The 22,517-nt window shown below is 45.9% G+C and carries 21 protein-coding genes and 1 riboswitch; of the genes, 14 read left to right on the forward strand and 7 right to left on the reverse strand.

The window, feature by feature from the left end:
- The first annotated feature begins 497 nt into the window (after positions 1-497).
- From crcB to thiH, 7 genes are all read left to right on the forward strand, one after another.
- A complete protein-coding gene (crcB, locus tag HCZ42_RS16640) occupies positions 498-881 on the forward strand; it encodes a fluoride efflux transporter CrcB (protein ID WP_167421893.1) in 384 nt (127 codons plus the stop codon).
- A 64-nt stretch (positions 882-945) separates the two neighbouring features.
- A riboswitch (TPP riboswitch) is annotated at positions 946-1,044 on the forward strand.
- 156 nt (positions 1,045-1,200) lie between these two features.
- On the forward strand, positions 1,201-3,141 hold the full coding sequence (gene thiC / locus HCZ42_RS16645; protein WP_167421895.1) for a phosphomethylpyrimidine synthase ThiC: 1,941 nt from the start codon (positions 1,201-1,203) through the stop codon (positions 3,139-3,141).
- Positions 3,141-4,403, forward strand: a complete 1,263-nt coding sequence (locus tag HCZ42_RS16650; protein WP_167421897.1) for a thiamine phosphate synthase — start codon at positions 3,141-3,143, stop codon at positions 4,401-4,403. The genes thiC and HCZ42_RS16650 overlap by 1 nt, the downstream gene beginning before the upstream one ends.
- Positions 4,393-5,160 carry a HesA/MoeB/ThiF family protein gene (locus HCZ42_RS16655; RefSeq protein ID WP_167421899.1) on the forward strand — a complete coding sequence of 256 codons (768 nt, stop codon included), beginning with the start codon at positions 4,393-4,395 and terminating at the stop codon, positions 5,158-5,160. The genes HCZ42_RS16650 and HCZ42_RS16655 overlap by 11 nt, the downstream gene beginning before the upstream one ends.
- 3 nt (positions 5,161-5,163) lie before the next feature.
- A complete protein-coding gene (thiS, locus tag HCZ42_RS16660; RefSeq protein ID WP_167421901.1) occupies positions 5,164-5,373 on the forward strand; it encodes a sulfur carrier protein ThiS in 210 nt (69 codons plus the stop codon).
- Between the two features lie 4 nt (positions 5,374-5,377).
- A complete protein-coding gene (locus HCZ42_RS16665; protein WP_167421903.1) occupies positions 5,378-6,142 on the forward strand; it encodes a thiazole synthase in 765 nt (254 codons plus the stop codon).
- A gap of 14 nt (positions 6,143-6,156) precedes the next feature.
- Positions 6,157-7,269, forward strand: coding sequence for a 2-iminoacetate synthase ThiH (gene thiH / locus HCZ42_RS16670; RefSeq protein WP_167421905.1), 1,113 nt, complete (start codon positions 6,157-6,159; stop codon positions 7,267-7,269).
- Between the two features lie 78 nt (positions 7,270-7,347).
- On the opposite strand, the gene HCZ42_RS16675 is transcribed toward thiH, so the two are convergent.
- On the reverse strand, positions 7,348-9,138 hold the full coding sequence (locus HCZ42_RS16675; protein ID WP_167421907.1) for an aminopeptidase P family protein: 1,791 nt from the start codon (positions 9,136-9,138) through the stop codon (positions 7,348-7,350).
- A gap of 86 nt (positions 9,139-9,224) precedes the next feature.
- A complete protein-coding gene (locus HCZ42_RS16680) occupies positions 9,225-10,166 on the reverse strand; it encodes a LysR family transcriptional regulator (RefSeq protein ID WP_167421909.1) in 942 nt (313 codons plus the stop codon).
- 106 nt (positions 10,167-10,272) lie between these two features.
- Between HCZ42_RS16680 and HCZ42_RS16685 the strand changes: the two genes are divergently transcribed.
- Both HCZ42_RS16685 and tsrA read left to right on the forward strand, forming a co-directional pair.
- On the forward strand, positions 10,273-11,469 hold the full coding sequence (locus tag HCZ42_RS16685) for a multidrug effflux MFS transporter (protein WP_439849003.1): 1,197 nt from the start codon (positions 10,273-10,275) through the stop codon (positions 11,467-11,469).
- Between the two features lie 81 nt (positions 11,470-11,550).
- Positions 11,551-11,835: an H-NS-like global regulator TsrA gene (gene tsrA / locus HCZ42_RS16690; protein WP_167421913.1), complete on the forward strand. Its 285-nt coding sequence runs from the start codon at positions 11,551-11,553 to the stop codon at positions 11,833-11,835.
- Between the two features lie 30 nt (positions 11,836-11,865).
- Here tsrA and asnC read toward each other — a convergent pair whose 3' ends face one another.
- Positions 11,866-12,330 carry a transcriptional regulator AsnC gene (asnC, locus tag HCZ42_RS16695; RefSeq protein ID WP_053411040.1) on the reverse strand — a complete coding sequence of 155 codons (465 nt, stop codon included), beginning with the start codon at positions 12,328-12,330 and terminating at the stop codon, positions 11,866-11,868.
- 164 nt (positions 12,331-12,494) lie between these two features.
- On the opposite strand from asnC, the gene HCZ42_RS16700 reads away from it, so the two are divergent.
- Both HCZ42_RS16700 and HCZ42_RS16705 read left to right on the forward strand, forming a co-directional pair.
- Complete coding sequence (locus HCZ42_RS16700; RefSeq protein ID WP_167421915.1) at positions 12,495-13,274, forward strand: class I SAM-dependent methyltransferase; 780 nt, start codon at positions 12,495-12,497, stop codon at positions 13,272-13,274.
- A gap of 100 nt (positions 13,275-13,374) precedes the next feature.
- Positions 13,375-13,956, forward strand: coding sequence for a hypothetical protein (locus HCZ42_RS16705; protein ID WP_167421917.1), 582 nt, complete (start codon positions 13,375-13,377; stop codon positions 13,954-13,956).
- A 243-nt stretch (positions 13,957-14,199) separates the two neighbouring features.
- On the opposite strand, the gene HCZ42_RS16710 is transcribed toward HCZ42_RS16705, so the two are convergent.
- Complete coding sequence (locus tag HCZ42_RS16710; RefSeq protein ID WP_167421919.1) at positions 14,200-15,081, reverse strand: carboxylate/amino acid/amine transporter; 882 nt, start codon at positions 15,079-15,081, stop codon at positions 14,200-14,202.
- Between the two features lie 56 nt (positions 15,082-15,137).
- On the reverse strand, positions 15,138-15,563 hold the full coding sequence (locus tag HCZ42_RS16715; protein ID WP_167421921.1) for a universal stress protein: 426 nt from the start codon (positions 15,561-15,563) through the stop codon (positions 15,138-15,140).
- 155 nt (positions 15,564-15,718) lie between these two features.
- Between HCZ42_RS16715 and ftnA the strand changes: the two genes are divergently transcribed.
- From ftnA to HCZ42_RS16730, 3 genes are all read left to right on the forward strand, one after another.
- Positions 15,719-16,246: a non-heme ferritin gene (gene ftnA, locus HCZ42_RS16720; protein ID WP_167421922.1), complete on the forward strand. Its 528-nt coding sequence runs from the start codon at positions 15,719-15,721 to the stop codon at positions 16,244-16,246.
- 73 nt (positions 16,247-16,319) lie between these two features.
- Positions 16,320-16,643 (forward strand): universal stress protein UspB, encoded by a 324-nt coding sequence (gene uspB, locus HCZ42_RS16725; RefSeq protein WP_167421923.1) that lies wholly within the window; start codon positions 16,320-16,322, stop codon positions 16,641-16,643.
- A 113-nt stretch (positions 16,644-16,756) separates the two neighbouring features.
- A complete protein-coding gene (locus tag HCZ42_RS16730) occupies positions 16,757-17,950 on the forward strand; it encodes an NAD(P)/FAD-dependent oxidoreductase (protein WP_167421924.1) in 1,194 nt (397 codons plus the stop codon).
- Between the two features lie 89 nt (positions 17,951-18,039).
- Here the strand turns inward: HCZ42_RS16730 and HCZ42_RS16735 are convergent, their stop codons facing one another.
- The gene (locus HCZ42_RS16735) at positions 18,040-18,741 is read right to left on the reverse strand and encodes an Lcl domain-containing protein (RefSeq protein ID WP_167421925.1); all 702 of its coding nucleotides are present in this window, start codon (positions 18,739-18,741) and stop codon (positions 18,040-18,042) included.
- Between the two features lie 13 nt (positions 18,742-18,754).
- The gene (locus HCZ42_RS16740; RefSeq protein WP_167421926.1) at positions 18,755-22,288 is read right to left on the reverse strand and encodes an Lcl domain-containing protein; all 3,534 of its coding nucleotides are present in this window, start codon (positions 22,286-22,288) and stop codon (positions 18,755-18,757) included.
- Positions 22,289-22,517: the final 229 nt, after the last annotated feature.

A 22,517-nucleotide genomic window follows, 5' to 3' on the forward strand; every position in this document is an offset into this window, starting at 1 on the left:
AGGACATGCCAACATAACCAAGCGTGGCATTCGGTTATATCTTTATAGAGCGTAACCCATGGATTCCAAATCCGCGTGTTGGGAGTTCGAATCTCTCCACCCCTGCCATTTTTAAGGCTCCAGTCGAAAGACTGGAGCCTTTTTCGTTTAGTTGGGATAGTAGTTCTCTAAATGATTGAGCAGCGAATTCCCCGAATTACCCAAATAGCGCGTGTTGTGAGTTTGTATATCTCCAACTCAACTCTGTCATATCCAAGGCTCCAGTCGAAAGACTGGAGCTTTTTTCGTTTGGTTGGGATATTAATTCTCCAATTGATAGGGCAGCAGATTCCCCTCGGGAAGTATCAGAAACAGTGTGTATTGAACCAAAATGTCGTAATACGTTACTCCTGTAACTTTTTAAATTTCAAACTTTGTTTGAGCTATTTGTTTGATTTTATTGTTCGAAAAACTAGCGCTCACCGTTACAATGGTAAGTCATTTATTAGGGGGGAGTTATGGGGCAGTTTTATATTCTTGGTTGTATTGCAGTCGGTGGTGCATTCGGTGCCTGCTCCCGCTATTTGATTTCTGAGCTGTATGTGTCGTTATTTGGCCGTGGATTTCCTTATGGGACTCTTTCTGTCAACGTCATTGGCTCGCTGATGATGGGATTACTGATCGCTGCTTTTGAAAATGGCACATTAGCTACCGAGCCGTGGCGACAAATTATCGGTCTGGGCTTCTTAGGTGCATTAACGACCTTCTCGACCTTCTCAATGGATAATGTACTTCTTATGCAGCAGGGTGCTTTTATCAAAATGGGACTGAACGTACTACTTAACGTGGTATTGAGCATTTCAGCTGCTTGGGTAGGCTTTCAGTTACTCATCAAAAGTTGAGCCGTATAACGTATTAAATTTACACAACTCAGCTTGGTTTATCCAAGCTGATTTTATATACTCGTAAAACTTGTCGGAGTGCCATAAGGCTGAGACCGTTAATTCGGGATCCGTTGAACCTGATCAGGTTAACACCTGCGAAGGGAACAGGAGTAGATATCTACACTAGTTTTCTATCTAGTGGTCTATCAAACGTTCGAGCGTGGTTAATAACTCGATTATTCAAACACCACATTTCGACACCTCTTGTCGCATCTATCCGCCAAGCATTTTTATCCAAATTCTTTTTATCTAGCATAACAAAGCAAGGAAAAATGCTATGTCGAGTCGCAAACAAGCGAGACTGGAAGCAAAACAGTTCATTGATACCTTATCGGTACAACCATACCCAAATTCTAAGAAAGTTTACGTCGAGGGCTCTCGTCCTGATATTCGTGTGCCAATGCGCGAAATCACTCTCGCCGACAGCTTGGTCGGCGGAACAAAAGACAATCCAATTTTCGAGCCTAATGAGCCTGTACGAGTTTATGATACTTCAGGTGTGTATACAGACCCTGATTACGATATCGACCTTTACAATGGCTTACCGAAGCTTAGAGAAAGTTGGATTGAAGAGCGTTCGGATACCGAAGTCCTTGATGATGTAAGTTCTGTATACACCAAAGAAAGACTGGAAGACGACACGCTTGATGAACTGCGTTATGGAAACCTACCACGTATACGACGTGCTAAAGAGGGGCAATGTGTTACTCAGCTTCACTACGCACGCAAAGGTATTATTACGCCAGAAATGGAATACATTGCTCTGCGTGAAAATATGGGTAGAGCGAACTATCGTGATGAAGTATTAAACCAGCAGCACCCCGGCCAAAGTTTTGGCGCTAACTTACCTAAAGACATTACCGCTGAGTTTGTGCGTAAAGAAGTGGCGGAAGGTCGAGCAATTATTCCTTCTAATATTAACCACCCTGAATCTGAGCCAATGATCATTGGTCGTAACTTCTTGGTTAAAGTTAACGCGAATATTGGCAATTCGTCGGTGACATCTTCTATCGAGGAAGAAGTAGAGAAACTGGTTTGGTCTACCCGTTGGGGTGGCGATACTGTCATGGACTTGTCGACAGGGCGTAATATTCACGAAACGCGCGAATGGATTCTGCGTAACAGCCCTGTGCCGATCGGTACGGTACCTATGTATCAAGCGTTGGAAAAAGTGAATGGTATTGCTGAAAACCTAAACTGGGAAGTGATGCGCGATACGCTTATTGAGCAAGCAGAGCAGGGCGTTGACTACTTTACGATTCACGCTGGTCTGTTACTGCGTTATGTGCCAATGACGGCTAAGCGTGTCACCGGTATCGTTTCTCGAGGTGGTTCTATCATCGCAAAATGGTGCCTCGCCCATCACCAGGAAAGTTTCCTCTACACCAACTTCCGAGAGATTTGTGAGATTTGTGCTAAGTACGATGTCGCGCTTTCATTAGGTGATGGCCTACGTCCGGGTTCGGTTGCAGATGCCAACGATGAAGCGCAGTTTGCTGAACTACGTACTTTAGGTGAATTGACCAAGATCGCCTGGGAGTACGACGTGCAGGTTATCATTGAAGGCCCTGGTCACGTGCCAATGCACATGATCAAAGAGAACATGGAAGAGCAGCTTGAGCATTGTCACGAAGCGCCTTTCTATACGCTTGGTCCTTTGACTACCGATATTGCCCCTGGATACGACCACATTACATCTGGTATCGGTGCCGCAATGATCGGTTGGTACGGTTGTGCAATGCTTTGCTATGTAACACCTAAAGAGCATTTGGGTCTACCTAATAAGGAAGATGTAAAGATAGGCTTGATTACCTACAAACTTGCTGCTCATGCAGCCGATCTAGCAAAAGGACACCCTGGAGCTCAGGTTCGTGATAATGCGTTGTCTAAAGCGCGTTTTGAGTTTAGGTGGGAAGATCAGTTTAATCTAGCGCTAGACCCAGATACCGCCCGCGCTTTCCACGATGAAACGCTTCCTCAAGAGTCAGGAAAAGTTGCTCACTTCTGCTCTATGTGTGGACCTAAATTCTGTTCGATGAAGATCTCTCAAGAGGTTCGTGAATACGCTAAAGACACTAAGCAAGTCGCAGCCGACCAAGAGATCTCGGTTAAGTTGCTCGATGATCCACTAGAGGGAATGCGTCAAAAGTCCGAGGAGTTTAGAGCAACCGGTTCTGAGTTATACCACCCAGCAGTGACGGCTGAAGCGGAGGAGTGATGACTAAAATCCTTATTCCTGCTGATTGTCTTGAAGTTACTGGCAACGTTCAGCAATGCTTGTTATTAGCAAGGGAACAAGGATTTATAGTCGATGATATTGAGTTGGGTGTAAGCCCGAGTCATACCATATTGGTATCTAAACAAAGCGATACCATTGGCTTAGTGGCAGATCTGTATACAGATTTGCCTCCTTGTGTAAGCCAAGACTATTCATCCTCATATGCTCTTATCTATAACAGCAACTTACAGCTTTGTGATGACTTCGAGCAAGTGGAAGACACTGTCTACCTCGCTGTTGGCGATAAAGACCGTTACCTTGATATTTGGCATCACCAATTAACTGGTGAGACGCGCGCTTTGTCTTTCGGTCTAGCTAATGAAGCAGACAACTCGCTTCACCTTGCTTGGGTTGTTACTCTGCTTGCCCTCGATTTTCCGCTCGAAGACTGTCTGACGTTGGCGCGTGCGATGGGCAATGTTTCACGTGAAACATGGACGAATGACTACTCCCATTTTCCCATTCCGGTAATTGAAGATTCACGCTTAGGTATCAAAGTTGGTTGGGGCGTGAATCAAGATAAGATCCAATTTCCGACCTTATCTAAACCTAGCCTAGGACTCTATCCTGTCGTTGATAGTGTCGATTGGATAGAACGCTTACTTAATCTAGGTGTGAAAACACTTCAACTTCGAATTAAGGATCCAGCGAAAGTTGACCTAGAGCTGCAAGTAAAGCGAGCTATAGAACTTGGCAGGCAATTTAAAGCTCAAGTATTTATTAATGACTATTGGCAATTGGCGATAGAGCATGGTGCTTACGGTGTTCACTTAGGGCAAGAAGATCTTGAAGAGTCTAACTTAAAACAGTTGAGTGATGCAGGCATCAGGCTTGGACTCTCGACACACGGTTATTACGAACTGTTGCGAATTGTTCAGATTGCACCGAGCTATATTGCTTTGGGACATATCTTTCCAACCACGACTAAGCAAATGCCCTCCAAACCTCAAGGTCTAGTCCGCTTGGCGTTGTATCAAAAACTCATCGATACCATCCCTTATGGAAGTGAGGTCGGTGTGCCAACGGTTGCCATAGGTGGTATTGATCTCACCAATGCAAATGATGTTTGGCGATGCGGTGTATCGAGCTTAGCGGTTGTTAGAGCAATTACCTTGTCTAATGAACCACAAAAAGTGATTCAATCTTTTAACCAGATCATGGCCGCACATTCACTGAATCAGGAGCTGAGTTATGTTGAGTGATAGAGCATTTCTTAGATACCAACGACAAATTGCGTTGCCTGAAATTGGTGAGATTGGGCAGTCAAAGCTTAAACGTTCTTCAGTGCTGATTATTGGTTGTGGTGGATTAGGAAGTGCCGCTGGAATGTATTTGGCCGCTGCTGGTATTGGTCAGCTCGTGATCAGCGATGATGATGTTGTCGAAACCAGCAACTTACAGCGACAAGTGATATATCGCGCGAGCGATATTAACACCGCCAAAGTGGATGCAATGGCGAGTCAGATGCAAAGCATTAACGATGAGCTCAAAGTGAGAAAGCTGAATAAACGCCTGACTCAAGACCAACTCTATCTGGAAGTTATGATGGCGGATGTGGTACTAGATTGCAGTGATAACTTATCAACTCGCCACATGGTTAATCGTGTCTGCCAAAGTCAAGCGAAGCCTCTTATTTCAGGCTCAGCGATCGGCTGGCAGGGACAATTTGCTGTTTTTGATTTCGTAGAGTCTCAAACCGGCTGTTACCAGTGTTTAGTTCCTGAGGAAGCGGTTAACCGTCCAAACAAATGCAGCGAAAGCGGTATCCTTGGTCCGGTGGTAGGCACGATAGGTAACTACCAAGCGTTAGCAGCGTTGCAAGTCATCGCCTTAGATAAAGTCGGCTTTAAACCGAGAGAATTGCACCTTTTCGATGGCATGAGCCTTAAATGGCAGACCTTAACCATTAGACCTGACTCGGAATGTCGTGTTTGCGGTCAGTACCAAAAAGCGAGTTGAAGTATGGAAACTGTGCGAATTTTAATAAATGACCAAACTCATCACGTGCAGCGTAATAGCTCGCTATCGGTGATCATTGAGCAACTTTCATTACCTGCGTTAGGCTGCGTATTTGCCATTAACAATACGGTGATACCTCGTAGTGAGTGGTCGAGTACTCACTTAAACGAAGGTGATGCTATCTCACTCTTTCAAGCCATCGCAGGAGGGTAATCGGATGCTGACGATTGCTAATAAAACATTTCAGTCACGCCTATTTACTGGTACGGGCAAATTTGCCAATAGTCGAGTAATGGTCGATTCAATTAAAGCGTCAGGCTCTCAACTGTCTACGATGGCACTCAAACGTGTCGATGTGAATAACCAGCAAGATGATATTCTCAAACCGATTATCGATATGGGTGTTGATTTACTGCCGAATACCTCGGGTGCCAAAAATGCTAAGGACGCAATTTTCGCTGCGCATCTTGCACGCGAAGCGCTTGAAACCAATTGGCTTAAATTGGAAATTCACCCTGATCCGAAATACCTGATGCCAGACCCAATCGAGACTTTATCTGCGGCAGAGCAATTGGTGAAAGATGGCTTTATTGTATTGCCATATTGTCATGCGGATCCGGTTTTATGTAAGCGTTTGGAGGAAGTTGGCTGTGCGGGAGTCATGCCACTAGGCGCGCCAATTGGATCCAACAAAGGGATCGTGTCTCATGATTTTATCGAGATCATCATCGACCAAGCTAAGATTCCGGTGATTGTTGATGCGGGAATTGGCGCACCTTCTCATGCAGCGAGAGCGATGGAGATGGGGGCTGATGCGGTACTTGTTAATACGGCTATCGCGGCTGCGGCGGATCCTATTGCCATGGCAACAGCGTTCAAACTGGCGGTGGAAGCGGGGAGAACGGCCTATGAAGCGGGCTTAGCGGGCAAGGTTTCACACGCCGTCGCATCGAGCCCATTGACTTCGTTTCTTGATAACTAAGGTGAGAGGTGAACATGAGTTTCGTCGAGCACTTTAAACAGTTGAATTGGGACGACGTGTCTATCTCAATCAACAGTAAAACAGCTGCGGATGTCGAGCGCGCCCTGAGTAAGCCTAAACGTGATTTGGAAGACTTCAAAGCGCTGATCTCTCCGGCGGCTGAAGGTTGTCTTGAGCAAATGGCGCAGCAGTCATTTGCTCTAACGCGTAAGCGATTTGGTAATACCATGTCGCTTTATATTCCTTTGTACTTATCTAACCTATGTGCCAATGCTTGTACGTATTGTGGCTTTTCGATGGAAAACCGTATTAAGCGTAGAACGCTTAATCAACAAGAGATCGATGCTGAAATTGCTGCTATTAAACAAATGAAGTTTGATAGCGTATTGTTGGTGACCGGTGAGCACGAAACCAAAGTAGGGATGAACTACTTCCGCACCGTGTTACCGCAGATCAAGCAACACTTTAATTATCTTGCGATGGAGGTTCAGCCGCTTAAGCAAGAAGAGTACGCAGAGTTGAAAAGCTTAGGCTTAGACGCGGTTATGGTTTATCAAGAAACGTATCATCCATCGACGTACGCGCAACATCACTTACGCGGTAATAAGATGGATTTTGAGTTTCGTCTTGAAACCCCTGACCGGCTTGCAAAAGCTGGGATAGATAAGATTGGTATCGGTGCGTTAATTGGGTTGGAGGATTGGCGTACCGATTGCTTCTTTACCGCTGCGCACCTGGATTACTTGGAGCGTACCTACTGGCAAACTCGTTACTCGATTTCGTTTCCACGTTTAAGACCGTGTGCGGGTGCATTGCAACCTAAATCGGTGATGAGCGATAAGCAACTGGTACAACTAATTTGCGCTTATCGATTGCTGAACCCGGAAGTTGAGCTGTCTCTTTCTACACGAGAATCACCCGAGTTTCGTGATAATGTACTGCCACTTGGAATTACTTCTATGTCGGCGGCATCAAAAACTCAACCGGGCGGTTACGCCAACAATGACGTTGAACTGGAGCAGTTTGAGATCAGTGATGAACGAAGTGCTGCATCGGTCGAATCAATGATTCGTTCAAGAGGGTTTGATCCGGTATGGCGAGATTGGCATTCGGCATATTCCGGTTAATTAGTGTTTCACGTGAAACATAAAAAAGGGATTGATGTACTCATCAATCCCTTTTGTTTATCTAAAATAGAGCAAGTCTTAGTTATGGACTAGCGGTTGTGTTGCTGTACGTAACCAGTCTTTGACCTCACCTTCGACTAATGGGCTAATGTCGTCCCATACTTTTTGATGGTAGTCGTTCAGCCACGCTAACTCAGGGCGAGTGAGCATATCGACATTGATGTTACGTGTATCGATAGGGCAACGAGTGAGTGACTCAAACGCCAATACAGGGAAGTCACCTTGGGTTGCTTGTTCGACCACAAGCTCAAGATTTTCAATACGGATACCAAATGCGTCCGCTCGGTAGTAGCCAGGCTCGTTAGATAGCACCATGCCTTCAACGAGTGGTACATCGATTTGGCGCTTAGAAATACTCGCAGGCCCTTCGTGTACACTTAAGAAGTGACCGACGCCGTGGCCTGTACCATGGTCATAATCGTAACCTTCAGCCCATAAATGTTGACGAGCGAGTGTATCGATTTGATAGCCGCGAGTACCTTTCGGGAAGCGTGCGCGAGCGACACCGATATGACCTTTTAGCGCCAAGGTGAACTGTTTGATCATCTCTTCGCTCGGTTGTCCAATAGCGATAGTACGCGTGATATCGGTAGTACCATCCAGATACTGACCGCCTGAGTCCACCAAGTAAAGCGTGTTCATTTCTAGCTGGCCCGGTGTTGGCTGGTTTTCGTGATTGTAGTGGCACATCGCGGCGTTGCTTCCCGCAGCTGAAATGGTGTCAAAGCTTAAGTCCATTAACGTCGGGTCTTGTTTACGGAAGCTCTCTAACTTATCAGAAAGGGTGGCTTCGTCGTGCAGTCGATGATTTGCTACTTCACTATCCAACCAGCATAGGAACTTGCTCATCGCGACACCATCGCGAATGTGACATGCCTTCATTCCGGCAATCTCAACTGAGTTCTTCGCGGCTTTTGGCATTAGGCAAGGGTCGGCTGAGCTAATTACAGTAGCGCCAGCATTTTGCAGCACGAGTTTGAACCAAGCGTTGCTGATTGCAGGGTCAACCAAAACGTTTTTGCCAGTTAATGCTTCTAAGCGAGTTTGTAGTTGCTCTGGTGCGAAGACGGAAAGCCCTGAGCCGACGTGAGCTTCAAACTCTGCTGGTAGGCGTGCTGGGTCGAGGAAAAACTCCACGCTCGCATCGCTATGTAGGATTGCATGCGATAGCAATACCGGTAGGCGCGAAACATCCAAACCGCGGACATTAAGCAGCCAACAGATGGAGTCGAGCGCGGTAATGACTGCGCTGTCTGCGCCAGCTTGTTTAATCAGTTTAGCGATTTCTTGGCGTTTGCTTTCGCTCGATTGGCCCACAGATTCAGTGGGCATTAAGCGAACATCTGAAACCATAGGCGCTGGACGATCATGCCAAATCTGATCGATTGGGTTGATATCCAGTACTTTGAGTTCGATAGAACCAGCCAGTTTTCCTTGTGCTGCGTTGAGCCAAGATGCACTGTGCATGCGTGGGTCTATCGCTAGGTTTGAACCAGAAGCTAAATTCTGTGTAATCCAGTCTAAAGCGGGTTCTTCAATTAAGTGGCGGTATTCAAATAACTCGGCAGGTACCTGTTTGGTTACTTGAACGGTATAACGACCGTCAACAAAGATCGCTGCTTTATCTTGCGTAATCACCGCAGCACCTGCAGAGCCAGTAAAACCAGTCAACCAGAGCAAACGTTCATTGTGTGCAGGCACGTATTCGCCAAGGTATTCGTCCTCATGCGGAACGAGTAAAGCATCGATGTTGTTCTGAGCAAGCCATTCCCTAATGGCTGTCAGTCTTTGTTCTGTCGTAGTTAGCATCTGTTAATCCTTCAATAGGTGTAGAGCGTCCATTCTGTACTGCGGACGATGGAGATAAGCTACTCTTTTTAATCTATGGCTGCAAATTATCTCAAGAGGGTGGTTTTTTCAGTAATCATCTGCCTTATCCAAGATAGAGCAGGATCATTCTCTCTGTCTCTATGCCAAAACAGAGTATATGCCATCGGCGGAAACTCAATTGGCAGTGGTAGTACCGCTAACCCAAGTTGCTCTGATGCCAACTCGACAAAATGGCTGGGCGCGGTAAAGATAAAGTCCGTATAGGAACATAAGCTTGCTGCACTGTTAAAGTCGGGAACGGTGATCGCGATATCACGTTCATGCCCGTTGTCCGCCAATCGATAATCGAGTAGCCAGCGGTCGTTGCCGTCACAGCGTACTTGAACATGTCGGTAGGAGAGATAGCTTGATAAATCCCAGGGTTTGGTAAGTGCGGGATGGTCACTTCGCACCAAACACTTTTGTGTATCGCGATAGATTTCCTGCTCGCAGATATCATTGGGTGGTAATAAGGTCAGCTTGGCGTCGTTGATGTCAATGTCTTTACCCGTTAGCCCGAGATCGAGCTCGCCACGTTGCAGCATCTTAAAAGTATTGTCTGTCCATGAATGTGTGCTGATGGTGACGCCTGGTGCTTGCTGAAATATTGCTGGTAAGAAGTGAGGCAGTATCAGCGGATAAACACTTTCAACGGTCGCCATTTGAAAACGATAGCTGCTGGTTTGTGGAGAAAAGGTTTCCGGCTGGGTAATTTGCTCTAGTTGATTGATCAATATGTCGAGCTTGGGCTTTAGGAATAGTGCCTTTGGTGTTGGTGTTAAACCGTGCGAATGACGGACAAAAAGAGGGTCATCAAACTGAGTGCGAAGTTTGGCGAGATTTTTACTCACCGCCGATTGGCTTAAGCACAAACGGTGAGCGGTGCGTGTGACATTGAGTTCTTCTAAAAGCACTTTTAAGCAAACGAGCAAGTTAATATCGACTCTGACCAGCTTTTCGAGATTCATGTGAGTTTCCTGTGTGGAATATCTTTAATGATGAATAGTCATTGGTTGGCATATCTAAATGTATCCTACAATACGCATAATTTCATTCGTTATTGTGGAGACACCAGTGCAAACCCCTCAACCAGCCGCGCATGGCAGAACTCAGCTTGTTCTGCTGACATTATTGGTGCTATTCAGCCCACTTGCCATTGATATCTATCTACCGGCATTACCGCTGATCTCGGCTGCGTTTCACGTGGAACACGCACTGGCACAAGATACGATTACATGGTTCTTATTCGCGATGGGTGTCGGTCAATTGTTTGCCGGTCCTTTGGCGGATAAATACGGACGTCGAACTGTTGCATTGGGTGGTATCACGATCTACGCGTTGAGCGCTTTATTGGCGTGGAGTGCTCAAAACATCGAGTGGTTGTTGATATCACGTTTGCTACAAGGCTTAGGTGCGTGCGCGACATCGGTAGCAGCCTTTGCAACAGTTCGCGATATTTTCGGTCCGCAGAAAAGCGGCAAGATGATCAGTTACCTAAATGGTGCGATTTGTTTTATCCCGGCACTAGCCCCAATACTAGGCAGCTGGTTGACTCAGCAATTTGATTGGCGAGCAAACTTCAGCTTCCTCGCTGGCTTTGCAAGTATTTCACTGGTGGCTATGGTTGTGTTTATGAAAGAAACCAACCCAGCGCCAAGTACAGAGCCAGTATTCCGCCCAAGTCGTTATTTGGCTGTGCTGAAAACACCATCGTTTGTATTCCACGCTTCTCTTTGTCTATTGGCGATGGCAGTGATTCTGGCTTACGTAACATCGGCTCCTGTGGTGCTAATGGAAAATTACGGCCTGACGATGAATGAGTTCAGCATGTGGTTTGGCGTTAACGCCATCTTCAATATCATCGCTTGTATGCTGGCGCCTAAACTGATGGATAAATACGGTACTCACGCAACGCTAGTGACCGGTATTGTCACTTTGGCGTTAGGTGGCATCGTGATGTTATTGCTCGCTCAGGAGCAAACAGCTTTGGCATTTATGACGCCAATTTTCTTGTCTTCGGTAGGTTTTGCGCTGATTTTGGGTGCGGCAGCTGGCAAGGCGTTAGCCCCATTTGGTGACAAAGCAGGGACAGCGGCGGCATTGCTGGGCTTGTTCCAAATGAGTGGATCAGGATTGCTAGTGGGTACTGTGCAGCGTTTTGGTATGGAGCCGCAAACCATGATTGCGACACATATGCTTATCGTCGTGCCAGGTCTATTGATCTTGATGAGTAAGAGTGGCAGAAGTTGGCACAGCGCGACGGTTCATTAACGAGTTATTTACTTTGAAGCATGCGGAAAACGATGTATATTTGAGCTCCTTTCCTTAAAAAATTATGGATCAATAATAAAGATGTCGATGACAACTTATGAGATGGCTCGTGTCCTGGAACAACTAGAAGACTCTCCAGAAAAGATTATGTTTGGCAAACTGCTTAACGAGCTTGGTAACCAGAGTGGCGAACGCATCCGCAGCGCGGCGAAACAAGTGCCATTACATATGTTGCGTGACATTGTTTACCAGTTCCAGCAAGTGATTGAAGATCGCAAAGGGGAACAGGTAGAGCTAATGGCACAAGCCATTACTGAGCAAGGCATTTCAGCAGAAGAGCTGAAACAGTACCTCGAATCTCGTTAATAAAAAGACTCGCCATGGCGAGTCTTTTTATTATGGGTTTACATTGCGGTTGATTGGGTTTTGCAGTGAGATAAGCGTCTCCGTCGATTGCACTTCATCAATCGCCTGCAACTTATCAATCAACACGTATTGAAGTTCTTCTATCGAGCGACACATCAGTTTGACGAAGATGTTGTACGCGCCCGTCGTGTAATACGCTTCAACCACTTCTTCTAATGCGTTGAGCTTTTCAAGCGCTGAGTGATAATCGCGTGCAGCGTTTAAGTTGATGCCAATAAAACAACACACGTCGTAACCGAGCTTTTTGGTATCAACGATCACTTCCGTGCCTTGGATGATATCGGCCGCTTTCATTTTTTCGATCCGAACGTGAATGGTCGCAGGGCTGACGTCAAACTGTTTGGCCATTTCCGCGTAAGGTGTGCGCGCGTCTTCCATTAGTGTTTTGAGTATGGCGCGATCCAAATCGTCCATTTTTGTATTGTGCGCGTACATAGTGATCTCCTGTTATCGCTACGCCGGATGAGTGTGGTTCTATTTTAGTGCCGTTTTGGTGCAAGACACTAGTCAATAATCCTTAGCAACGGTTAAGAAGTTAGTACCACTTAGCAAAATCCATTACACTTGCGCTTGTTAAACTACCAGTTTCGGAGCCCATCGTGCAGTTACAACTTATTTGTGAAGAGCCAAGTCAACTTGAGCAGCTAGAAAGTATCGCCCAGCGCTGGGGATTAGAGCACAGCTCAGACAGTGAGTTCGCGTTAGTGTTGACGGCTGGACGGTTGGAACTGCGAAAACTAGACGAACCCAAGTTAGGTGCAATTTTCGTTGACCTAATCGGCGGTGCGGTTGGCCATCGACGCAAATTTGGTGGTGGTAAAGGACAGGCGATAGCCAAAGCGGCTGGGCTCAACAAAGGCGCAACGCCTACGATACTTGATGGTACCGCGGGCCTTGGACGAGATGCTTTTGTCCTTGCGTCACTTGGCTGCAAAGTACAAATGGTTGAACGCCATCCAGTGGTTTCGGCGTTACTTGATGATGGTCTACAGCGTGCAAAACAAGACCCTGAAATCGGTGGTTGGGTAGGTGAGCGAATGTCGTTGATTCACGCCTCAAGCCACACCGCATTGGATGACTTAGCTCAAGACGAAAGCTTTACTAAACCAGACGTGGTGTATCTAGACCCGATGTACCCACACCCAGAAAATAAAAAGAAAAGCGCGTTGGTCAAAAAAGAAATGCGCGTGTTCCAGTCTTTGGTCGGCGCTGATTTAGATGCCGATAATTTGCTGCAACCAGCGTTAACACTGGCGACGAAACGGGTTGTGGTGAAAAGACCCGATTACGCCAATTGGCTCGCGGATCAAAAGCCGACGATGGCGATTGAAACCAAAAAGAATCGCTTTGATGTTTATGTTAAAGCATCAATGACTTAATGCCCATTGCTGCAATCTGAACGCACGAAAGCCTTGCGTAACCCTTCGAGAGAGAGTATATCTTACTAAGAACTATTCGTATTCTTGTGTGGGGTAAGGTATGTCGAAGCGACTGTGTAAAATGAGCCGTAAACAAATCGCAGACAACCTAGGTGAGATCCATCGTTTAGTGGTAGAGCCTAAGTTTGTTTGCCGCTCTTGTGCGCGCTCATCGGCTTCTAAAGGCGCATTGTGCAAGCCTGCTGCCATTCCTCCTCAAATGTGTCAAACCGCCCCTGTTGAACAGCAGAGAGCGTGTGGTTTGCTCGCCGAAGCGTTACCCGCGCCGATTGGACCATCAACAGATAATCACAGTGAACGCAAAGCACAAGCGGTGCGCCGTGTGATAGAACGAGTGAAAGAGAAATCGGCTCGCAACCAAGTTAACCACGCTATTCACGAAGTGTCCGTCATGCCGACAGCTCCGTCACTGGACTTATCGGATAAAAAGGCACTGAAGAAAGCTAAGAAGGCATTGAAGAAGCAGTATAAGCAGCAGAAAAAGCTGTTTAAGCTCGCTAAGAAACAACACAAATTATTGAAGCGCCAGCGTAAACTCGAGGCGCAAGTTAGTGAGAATCAAGCCTTGGTGAATGTGATTCCGAGTCTGCTCGAAGTGCAGAGCGAACCACAGGTGCATTAAGGACATAAAAAAACGCTCTCCAATCGGAGAGCGTTTTTTTGTTTAACCTGAACTTGGGATAAGAAAGACTATAACTCTTTGATTTTAAAATATAGATACTTTCTTATAACTCAGTGCTGAGATTCTAGATGCATAACTAGGCAAAATCATAAGTCAATAGCTGGTCTATTGTGTTGATTTTAACGACGTTAGGCGCTAGAAGAGCTGTACTGAGAGGCTTAGGTTATCCCTAGTTCAGGTTATTCAGCTCGCAGCGCGATAGCTTTGCTCGACTTTACGCTTCACCCAGGTTTCGTTGACCCACAGTGAGAACATGATAATGGCCCCGCCGATAGCTAAACGTAGCAAGTCCACGTCGCGGTTCCAGATCACGATGTTGACGATAAGGCCTGCTGGGACCAACGCGTTGTTCATTACCGCCAATGCGCCCGCATTAACCATAGTCGCGCCTTTGTTCCAAGCAAAGTAGCCCAGACCAGAAGCAATCAGCCCGAGATAGATCAGAATTCCCCATTGCGTGCTGGTGGTCGGCATTTTCTCCAAGTTACCCATCAGCGCGAAAGCAAGCAATGCTACACACAAAGCACCAAGATAGAAGTAGCCAAAGATAGTGTGTTGAGGAAGGTCGAGAGGCTTTTTCTCCATCAGGTATTTATACCCGACTTGGCCAATCGCAAAACAAATGTTCGCGCCTTGTACGACTAAGAAACCGATGACAAAGTTTTCGTTAATGCCGGCAAACTTAATGAAGGCCGCGCCAGCGACGGCGATTGCGGCTGTCAGTAAATACCAAGGTGAAAAGCGACCTTTCAAAAAATCATAGAGCAAAGTGACGTAGATCGGCGTAAATACAGTAAAGAGTAGAACTTCGGGTACCGAGAGCAATAAGAACGACTGGTAGTAAAAGCAGTACATCAAGCCTAGCTGAAAACCGCCAATAACCATCATTTTAGCGATCAAAGACTTTTCAACGCCTTTAAACTTTAAGAAAGGAATAAACACTAGGCTGGCTAATGCAACGCGCATTAACACAGAAAACCATGAATCAACCTGACCAGCGAGGTAAACGCCGATCAAGCTGAACGAGAACGCCCATAATAGGGTGACTGCAGAGAGATAAGCCATGATTAATACTCATTATCAATAATTGCTCTGCAGTCTATACGAAAACTGTCTAACTATCAGTCTTTAAGTGGCACGACCAATAGGTCAACCGGTGTACAGTTAATCAGTTGACGAGTGGAAGAGAGTAGCTTGCTCCAGAAGTCCTGATGATGACCGCACACGACGAGGTCAAAGTTAAACTCCTGAATCGTTTCACACAGCTCGTTGCCCAAGTCGCCGCTACCCACCAAGGTATGCTTGATCGGGAATTGCGCGTGGTCTGCAAAGTCCTGCAACTGTTTTTGCGAGGCTTGAATCGCTTGGTGCTGCGTTTCGGCAAGGTTGATGTCAATTAAACCGGTATATAGTTCGGCATAGTTCACATCGATATGAACAAACGACACTTCGGCGCCAAGAGGTTTCGCAAGAGACACCGCTTTATCGATCAAAAGTTTACTGTCTTCAGAGAGATCGACGGCAACCAAAATATGTTGATAACTCATAGTGCTATCTCCTTTTAGGTGATTAACTAAAGATTAGCACCAAGGTTGGATAATTTATGTCGCAATGATCTCAGATCCACATTCACCCGACAAAGTGTTATGGTGGTCGGCATGATATAGTCAGTTAAAGTTCATAGACTTAGTAGGAGTGGCAAATGCTTTCTCAAGCAATGGTTGATCAATTGAATGAGCAAATTAATCTCGAATTTTTCTCATCCAATCTATACTTACAAATGAGTGCTTGGTGTGAAGATAAAGGTTTTGAAGGTGCAGCCGAATTTTTACGTGTGCATGCCGTAGAGGAAATGGAGCACATGCAGCGTCTGTTCACCTACGTGAGCGAAACAGGGGCAATGCCGATTCTAGGTGCGATTGAAGCGCCAAAACATGAGTTTGTAAGCCTGGGTGAAGTGTTCCGCGAAACCTATGAGCATGAGCAAATGATTACTGCAAAAATCAATAAGCTCGCTCATCTAGCGTTTACGTCCCAAGATTACTCAACTTTCAACTTCTTGCAGTGGTACGTAGCTGAACAGCACGAGGAAGAGAAGTTATTTAAAGGGATTTTAGACAAGCTAGACTTAGTGGGTGAAGACGGCAAAGCGCTGTTCTTTATTGATAAAGACCTAGCGGCTCTAGCAAAAGAAGGTTCATCTTCGATTATGGATGCCCCTGCTGAATAAACTTCAGCGAAAGACTCTGTAAAGATCGTCTTTTTCTTCTGGGCATCATATCCGAAGATGTAAGGGGGAAAAGATGATCACTGTCGATACCATTCTATTCGCGCTAATGCTGGTTACCATCGTTAATATGGTCAGATACCTAACTGCGCTGCGTTCTCTTATCTACATTATGCGTGAAGCACATCCTTTGCTTTACCAACAGGTGGATGGCAATGGTTTCTTTACCACGCATGGTAATGTCACCAAGCAGGTGAGACTTTTCCACTACCTTAAGAGCAAAGAGTATCACCATCATCATGATGAAGTGTTCACTGGCAAGTGCGAGCGCGTGAGAGAGCTGTTTATCCTCTCTACCTCGCTGCTTGGAGTGACCTTATTTGCTGCGTTAATTCTCTGATTGGTGAATTGGCAATCAGTTCGATTGCCGCTAGAATAGCGACCTAATTTGCAAAGGATGTGCGTTTAGCACATCCTTTTTTATTGTTTAGTGGTTTAGTTTGAGTGGTTGTCATGGCAGAGAAATTTGACGTTGTCATTATCGGAGCAGGTGCCGCAGGGTTAATGTGCGCTGCAGAAGCAGGTAAGCGTGGACGTAAAGTGCTGGTGCTGGACCATGCAAAAAAACCAGGGCGTAAAATTCTGATCTCTGGCGGCGGTCGTTGTAACTTCACCAACTATGACGTGACAGCTAAAAACTACCTGTGTAGCAACCCTCATTTCGTTAAATCGGCGTTGGCTCAGTACACCAACTGGGACTTTATCTCGATGATCTATAAGCACGGGATTGAGTTTGAAGAGCGCGACCACGGACAACTCTTCTGTGTCGGTGATTATGACTCGAAAGACATCGTCAAAATGCTGATGGCTGAGTGTGACTTACCGACCGTTGAGCAGCGTTACCAGCAAGACATTCACCATATCGAAAAAAGTGAGAGCGGATTTATCCTGCACGCCAACACCAACGTGATCGAATGTGCATCGCTGGTGGTGGCAACCGGTGGTCTCTCTATGCCGAAATTGGGCGCGACGCCATTTGGCTATAAGATTGCCGAGCAGTTTGGTTTACCTGTGCTGCCAACTACAGCGGGTTTGGTGCCGTTTACGCTCCATAAAGAAGACAAAGAAGACTTTGCCGAGCTATCGGGTATCGCGATCCCAGTCGAGATCAAATCAGAAAACAATAAACTCTTTAAAGAAGCGCTGCTGTTTACCCATCGTGGCTTGTCTGGACCATCTGTATTGCAAATTTCGTCATACTGGAAGCCGGGTGAGAAAGTAAACATCAACCTAGTGCCGGAAGTGGACGTTGATGAGCTATTGGCGCGCTCGCTGGAAAAACATCCAAACCAGACCCTAAAAAATACCCTGTCTAAAGTGTTACCCAAGCGTTTAGTGGAAGTACTGATCGAACGTAAAGTGCTGGAAGACAAACCACTTAAGCAATTTGGCCCTAAGCAACTCAAAGCGGTGACTGAAGTACTCGAAAACTGGCATATCGCGCCTAATGGCACTGAGGGTTACCGAACCGCAGAAGTGACGCTTGGCGGCGTGGATACTGATCATTTGTCGTCAAAAACGATGGAGTGCAAGAACGTCAAAGGTCTGTATTTCATTGGCGAAGTGATGGACGTTACTGGCTGGCTAGGTGGTTATAACTTCCAGTGGTGCTGGAGCTCCGGTTTCGTTGCCGGGCAGTGGGTGTAAGTGCCTAATCAGAGTCATTCAGCTCAAGTGAAGTAATCAGGCTGAATGACTCGTTATTTTTTCTTAACCAGAACAACTAAGTACCTGTCTTAGGGCGTTTTCCTGACTAAGCGCAGCATGCCACTAGGTTTCAGTATTAGTGCGGTGGTTTTTGTCGGGGTGTCAAACCCAGAAAAGCCAACAACGGTATAACTCAGCTCTTTTTTGTTATCTATGAACGCCGTGTCCGATGTCACTGAATGCCTTCGATATGCTTTACCTTTTTCACTTTCGGCTCTTGCCTTTGCAATTTCGTCATCTAAACCACCCCATGGAATTCTTGTGTGCACGAGATCATCAATTTCACTGACAGTCTGATTCACTGTGTAGCTGAAGCTTGGGTAATACGCAGGGGTGCATTGTTCGTTGTAGATACTCATTAGCTCTTTGACGTTGGGTAGTCGCCAAGACTTGTCGCTGTAATCTAAACGTTCATTTTCAAGCGCAAGTGCCTCCATCGCCGCTTTGCGGTTGTTTGGGTATTTCCCTCCCTCTAAATCATAAGGGACGATAGGCTGCCCTTCACAACTATGTTGATCGGCACTGAGCGTTTGACCGACAAAGCAGTATGACCATTGCAATCCAGTTGCCTTATCATTGACCACTTTGAAGTCGCCTGCATCAGTGACTATGACTTCTTGGTGGAAGCGATTATTTGGATTCAACTTTGCGTTGGGTAAACAGTTTTGAGTTTGTTCTACCGCATAAGAAGATGCTGATAAAAAAACGAGGCTTAAATGTAAATATTTCATGAGTTACTCCTTATCAATCATTGGTGTTAAAGCCGTCGCTGACTAGCATCAGTGGTTTATTGAGTATGATGGCGTCAAAATTGGCTTCTATTCGATAAGGGTTCAATGTTCTGTATTTTTTACCGTCTATGCTTGGTGAATCTAACCACATTACATTACGTAAATTTGGGAAGTATCGTTCATCGATATTTTGTGCTCTGTTTTTACCAAAATCGATTAAGCCATAACCTTCCTGTAGCCTAGGTAAGCGCCAGTTATCCAATCCACAACGTTTGTCGTTGTTGACCCACTTTATTTGATTTTCCACCGTACACTGCTTGGGATCAGTCAACACGCTATTAGTGTCTGGTGATGTGCAAGTCCCTTTAAAGGTGTCAGAGAGCCCTGATGCATCCATAACGAATGTATTGTCGTTGTCATAGATCGAATAGTCGTCTTCTTCGCGTCGGTTGTGTTTGGTCTCCCAAACCAGCCCTGTGTGTGCATCCAAAACACACGCAAAAGGCTGCTGGTTGTATGACAGGTCTTGTCGAACTAACGGCTTTCCTTGGTTGTCGAGCTTGAGGTAACGCGCGCCCAAGATCCCATCTTTATCACTGTTTTGTGCGAGTCCAGTGAGTAGGTCACACGCTAAGCTGTTGTCTCTACCACGCGTGCTGTCATCGCCATTTATCCCTTCTTTTACGCGAGAGTCGGCAATATGAAGTTGATTTGGAACATACGTCATCAGTGTGCTTGGACTGCCGCTATTACTCTGAACACGAATATAATATTGAGCTTCAGAAGCAAGACCACTGATGGTTGTTCTTAGTTTTTCCGTGGAAACAACATGTTGTGCATGGGCAATTTGCGTGAAGCTTTTTTCATCCCATCCAAGTGTATAATTGGTCGCCGCTGGTTGCGTGTCCCAGCCGATGGTTACCCAAGACCCTGCCTCATTTCTGCCTCTGCCTTCAATCCGTAGCCCTAACAGTTGGTTTTCTTGGATTAAAGATTGGCAAGTTGGGGCCAATCCGTTTGTCGGGTAAACCGTTACCCAACTACCAGGGCGTACGCCTTTTGGAAAGTAATAACTGTCTACGTTTGAATCGCTCAGTAGTGAGATCATTTCCTGAGTAATGTGAGATATATTGAGGTCAAGGTTCTCTATCAGTAGCTGGACAATGGAATAGACGACGGCTAGGCGTTCCTGCAGATACTCTACTTCAGGGTAAGTATTATTGTCGGTGATACGATTGTATTTTGCCGCCATATCGATATTAATTAACGCCAGCAAGTCGTCATAAAAACTGCCTCGTTCTACGAGGTCGATCATCGAACCGAATATTTGTCCTTTTGCTTGTAACGCTGCAAACGCGGCTAATAGCTCAATCTGCTTACGTGGCATGTGGCGATATTTTTCGACAATTTCTTCGTGCTTCCACGGGAAAATATAAGTATTAGTCCCGTAACTTGATACCGATTGCTTTAACAGCAGTGCGGCTTGAGCGGTGCTAACGTAGCCTACATTCAAGCGTTCTAGCTCTGTATGTTCAAGGATGCCATTGTTGTTGCCTTGTTGCTCGTCTAGCTTGGCAATTTCACAAAAGGAGCCCAGTACTGAACGCAGTTCTACACTCGTTTTATTATCGCGGAGGTGGATAGTCAGCGTATCTTGCATTTCATCCGCGGTGTACTCTTCTCCGTTCTCGTAAGGTTTTCCCGGATTACATCGAGAATAAAAGTTATCGATATCTCGTAATGCAATGGTGGTTACAAAATCATTTTTACCCGTTAGATCTAGCGTGTTTAGCCGTTGGCCTTGACCGTTAATCAAGCCTACAGGCTGGTGGCGCAACGGATATAGGCCTTTATCATAATATCCGCCAAGTTCAGGGTTTGGTCGGCTACCAAGGACAATGCTTAGAGAGGCTTGTTCAAGCTCTTTCGGGAAGCGACCACTAATACGTAAATACCGTATTGGCGCCAAAGACAGTAGCGCGTTTTTGAATGGGTGCTTGTGATTGGCGAGTACTAACTCTTGAACCTTGCGTTGAAAGATGAATGTTTTTTGCTCATCAGACGAGAAGGCATGTGCGAGCTCTGGATAGGTGTTTATAGCGTTGAGATCATTGGTAAATTGGGACTCATAGTGTTGCCATAACGCCTGTGAGGGTGACTCGACAGCCTTTTCTAAAACCTTCGAGCCAATATGTTGCCGTGTATTTTCGCCTGTAGGCCATTGCATAGGTTTAATGGAGAAAACATAGTCGCCACTTTTGCCTTCAGTCAGCGCGTTTTGGGCGTTTTGATATACTTCTCGCATCGTATTAGCGTCGATTTGCAGTGTAAGTTCGTCGTCATTGATCCTATCAGATAACCCTAATTCCTCTAACGTATCTTCCGTCGCGGGGATGGTATAAGTCCCTTCAAACCGGGTTGCTTCACCATCTCCTGGGTTCAATACGCTAATTTGCTGCTCAAGATCGCGTGCCCGCCATTCGCTCAGTACCACTTCTATGCTCTTATTGGCCCCCAGAAGTTGGTACAAAGCGGCTAATTCAATCACTAATTGCTGGTTGAATACCAGTTTCTTTTGCACTGTGTATGTTTGAGCAACGGTGAGAGATAGCTGCTTGTAGGTTGCTTTTCGGTCGTTGTCTCGATTGTGTATGGTGCGAATCTGAGAAGTATTGAGCGTAATCGCTTTTTGTTCATCAGGTATGTTTGGATCACCGTTAAGTGATAACCATTGTTCCGCTGAAAGTGGAAGCACGTAATTGCCAAAATACTTCTTAAACCGTCCCTGAGAAGCGACGTGAGAGTTCACGTTTTGTTGTTGTTCTTCCGTTAGGTCCAGCAATGTGGTTTTACTGTTTTCTGACAGGTAACTACGAACCGCTTCATACTTGTCTTGGTATGGCAGATTATTGTAGCGACTTAGTTCTCCGTCTAGGAGATATTTAGCCACGGTATTAAACGCCAAGGTTACGGGATCCAGAGACATTGATGGCACTTCGAGTTCATCCACTAGACCATCATCGTTACTGTCTAACTTTAGCATATTGCGCAGGCTATCAAGCTCCGTCATGAAATATGACGGGGAGTTAGCATCAATATTGGCCGCCGAGTAGGCCCGAGCCGAAATAACGTCAGGTGTAGTAGTTAATTTGCTCCCCTCAACTGTCACGATCTGATCGTGCGGCCATTGTGACAACTGAAACGTATACTCAAATCCACCTTCTTCAACTGTACTCTGCCATTGTTCACAAACCTGACCGGAACAGACTTTAAATGCGTACGTATCAGTTTTCTGGCTGCCCGCGACAGGGCCTGAAATCGTTAACGTCGACCGGCTGGTGGGCAGGGCGGGTGGTGTGACGTTACCACCACTTCCGGGTTGGGTTGACGGTGGGGCTGGACTTCCCGGGGTAGTGCTTGAGTCAGAGGTCGTACCGTTTCCTGAACCATTACCCGGCGAGGTTGAATCCGAGCCTGATGGCTGATCGCTACAACCGCTGATCGCCAACACGATTGCTGCAGACAAAACAAGCTGTCTAAAGAGCATGAATATTCCTTTACACAAAAATCAAAGCAAACATGAAATAACGCACTGGTGCAACAATGTGCTTATTATTTAAACCGTTGGTCGTTCGTTATTTCGCGAAATGAAAGAGGTTAATACTGTTTGTAAGCATCTATTCGATCGATATGTTTACATATGATCAATAAATTGGCATTTATTATATAAATGAGATTGATTTTTACAATGGTATTGATAATAATTCTCATAACAA

This window comes from Vibrio hepatarius, from assembly GCF_011806575.1.
GTDB classification, from domain to species: Bacteria; Pseudomonadota; Gammaproteobacteria; order Enterobacterales; family Vibrionaceae; genus Vibrio; species Vibrio hepatarius_A.

Coding starts and splice junctions, on each gene's coding strand:
- crcB (WP_167421893.1), top strand. CDS start 498: ATGGGGCAGTTTTATATTCTTGGTTGTATTGCAGTCGGTGGTGCATTC.
- thiC (WP_167421895.1), top strand. CDS start 1,201: ATGTCGAGTCGCAAACAAGCGAGACTGGAAGCAAAACAGTTCATTGAT.
- HCZ42_RS16650 (WP_167421897.1), top strand. CDS start 3,141: ATGACTAAAATCCTTATTCCTGCTGATTGTCTTGAAGTTACTGGCAAC.
- HCZ42_RS16655 (WP_167421899.1), top strand. CDS start 4,393: ATGTTGAGTGATAGAGCATTTCTTAGATACCAACGACAAATTGCGTTG.
- thiS (WP_167421901.1), top strand. CDS start 5,164: ATGGAAACTGTGCGAATTTTAATAAATGACCAAACTCATCACGTGCAG.
- HCZ42_RS16665 (WP_167421903.1), top strand. CDS start 5,378: ATGCTGACGATTGCTAATAAAACATTTCAGTCACGCCTATTTACTGGT.
- thiH (WP_167421905.1), top strand. CDS start 6,157: ATGAGTTTCGTCGAGCACTTTAAACAGTTGAATTGGGACGACGTGTCT.
- HCZ42_RS16675 (WP_167421907.1), bottom strand. CDS start 9,138: ATGCTAACTACGACAGAACAAAGACTGACAGCCATTAGGGAATGGCTT.
- HCZ42_RS16680 (WP_167421909.1), bottom strand. CDS start 10,166: ATGAATCTCGAAAAGCTGGTCAGAGTCGATATTAACTTGCTCGTTTGC.
- tsrA (WP_167421913.1), top strand. CDS start 11,551: ATGTCGATGACAACTTATGAGATGGCTCGTGTCCTGGAACAACTAGAA.
- asnC (WP_053411040.1), bottom strand. CDS start 12,330: ATGTACGCGCACAATACAAAAATGGACGATTTGGATCGCGCCATACTC.
- HCZ42_RS16705 (WP_167421917.1), top strand. CDS start 13,375: ATGTCGAAGCGACTGTGTAAAATGAGCCGTAAACAAATCGCAGACAAC.
- HCZ42_RS16710 (WP_167421919.1), bottom strand. CDS start 15,081: ATGGCTTATCTCTCTGCAGTCACCCTATTATGGGCGTTCTCGTTCAGC.
- HCZ42_RS16715 (WP_167421921.1), bottom strand. CDS start 15,563: ATGAGTTATCAACATATTTTGGTTGCCGTCGATCTCTCTGAAGACAGT.
- ftnA (WP_167421922.1), top strand. CDS start 15,719: ATGCTTTCTCAAGCAATGGTTGATCAATTGAATGAGCAAATTAATCTC.
- uspB (WP_167421923.1), top strand. CDS start 16,320: ATGATCACTGTCGATACCATTCTATTCGCGCTAATGCTGGTTACCATC.
- HCZ42_RS16730 (WP_167421924.1), top strand. CDS start 16,757: ATGGCAGAGAAATTTGACGTTGTCATTATCGGAGCAGGTGCCGCAGGG.
- HCZ42_RS16735 (WP_167421925.1), bottom strand. CDS start 18,741: ATGAAATATTTACATTTAAGCCTCGTTTTTTTATCAGCATCTTCTTAT.
- HCZ42_RS16740 (WP_167421926.1), bottom strand. CDS start 22,288: ATGCTCTTTAGACAGCTTGTTTTGTCTGCAGCAATCGTGTTGGCGATC.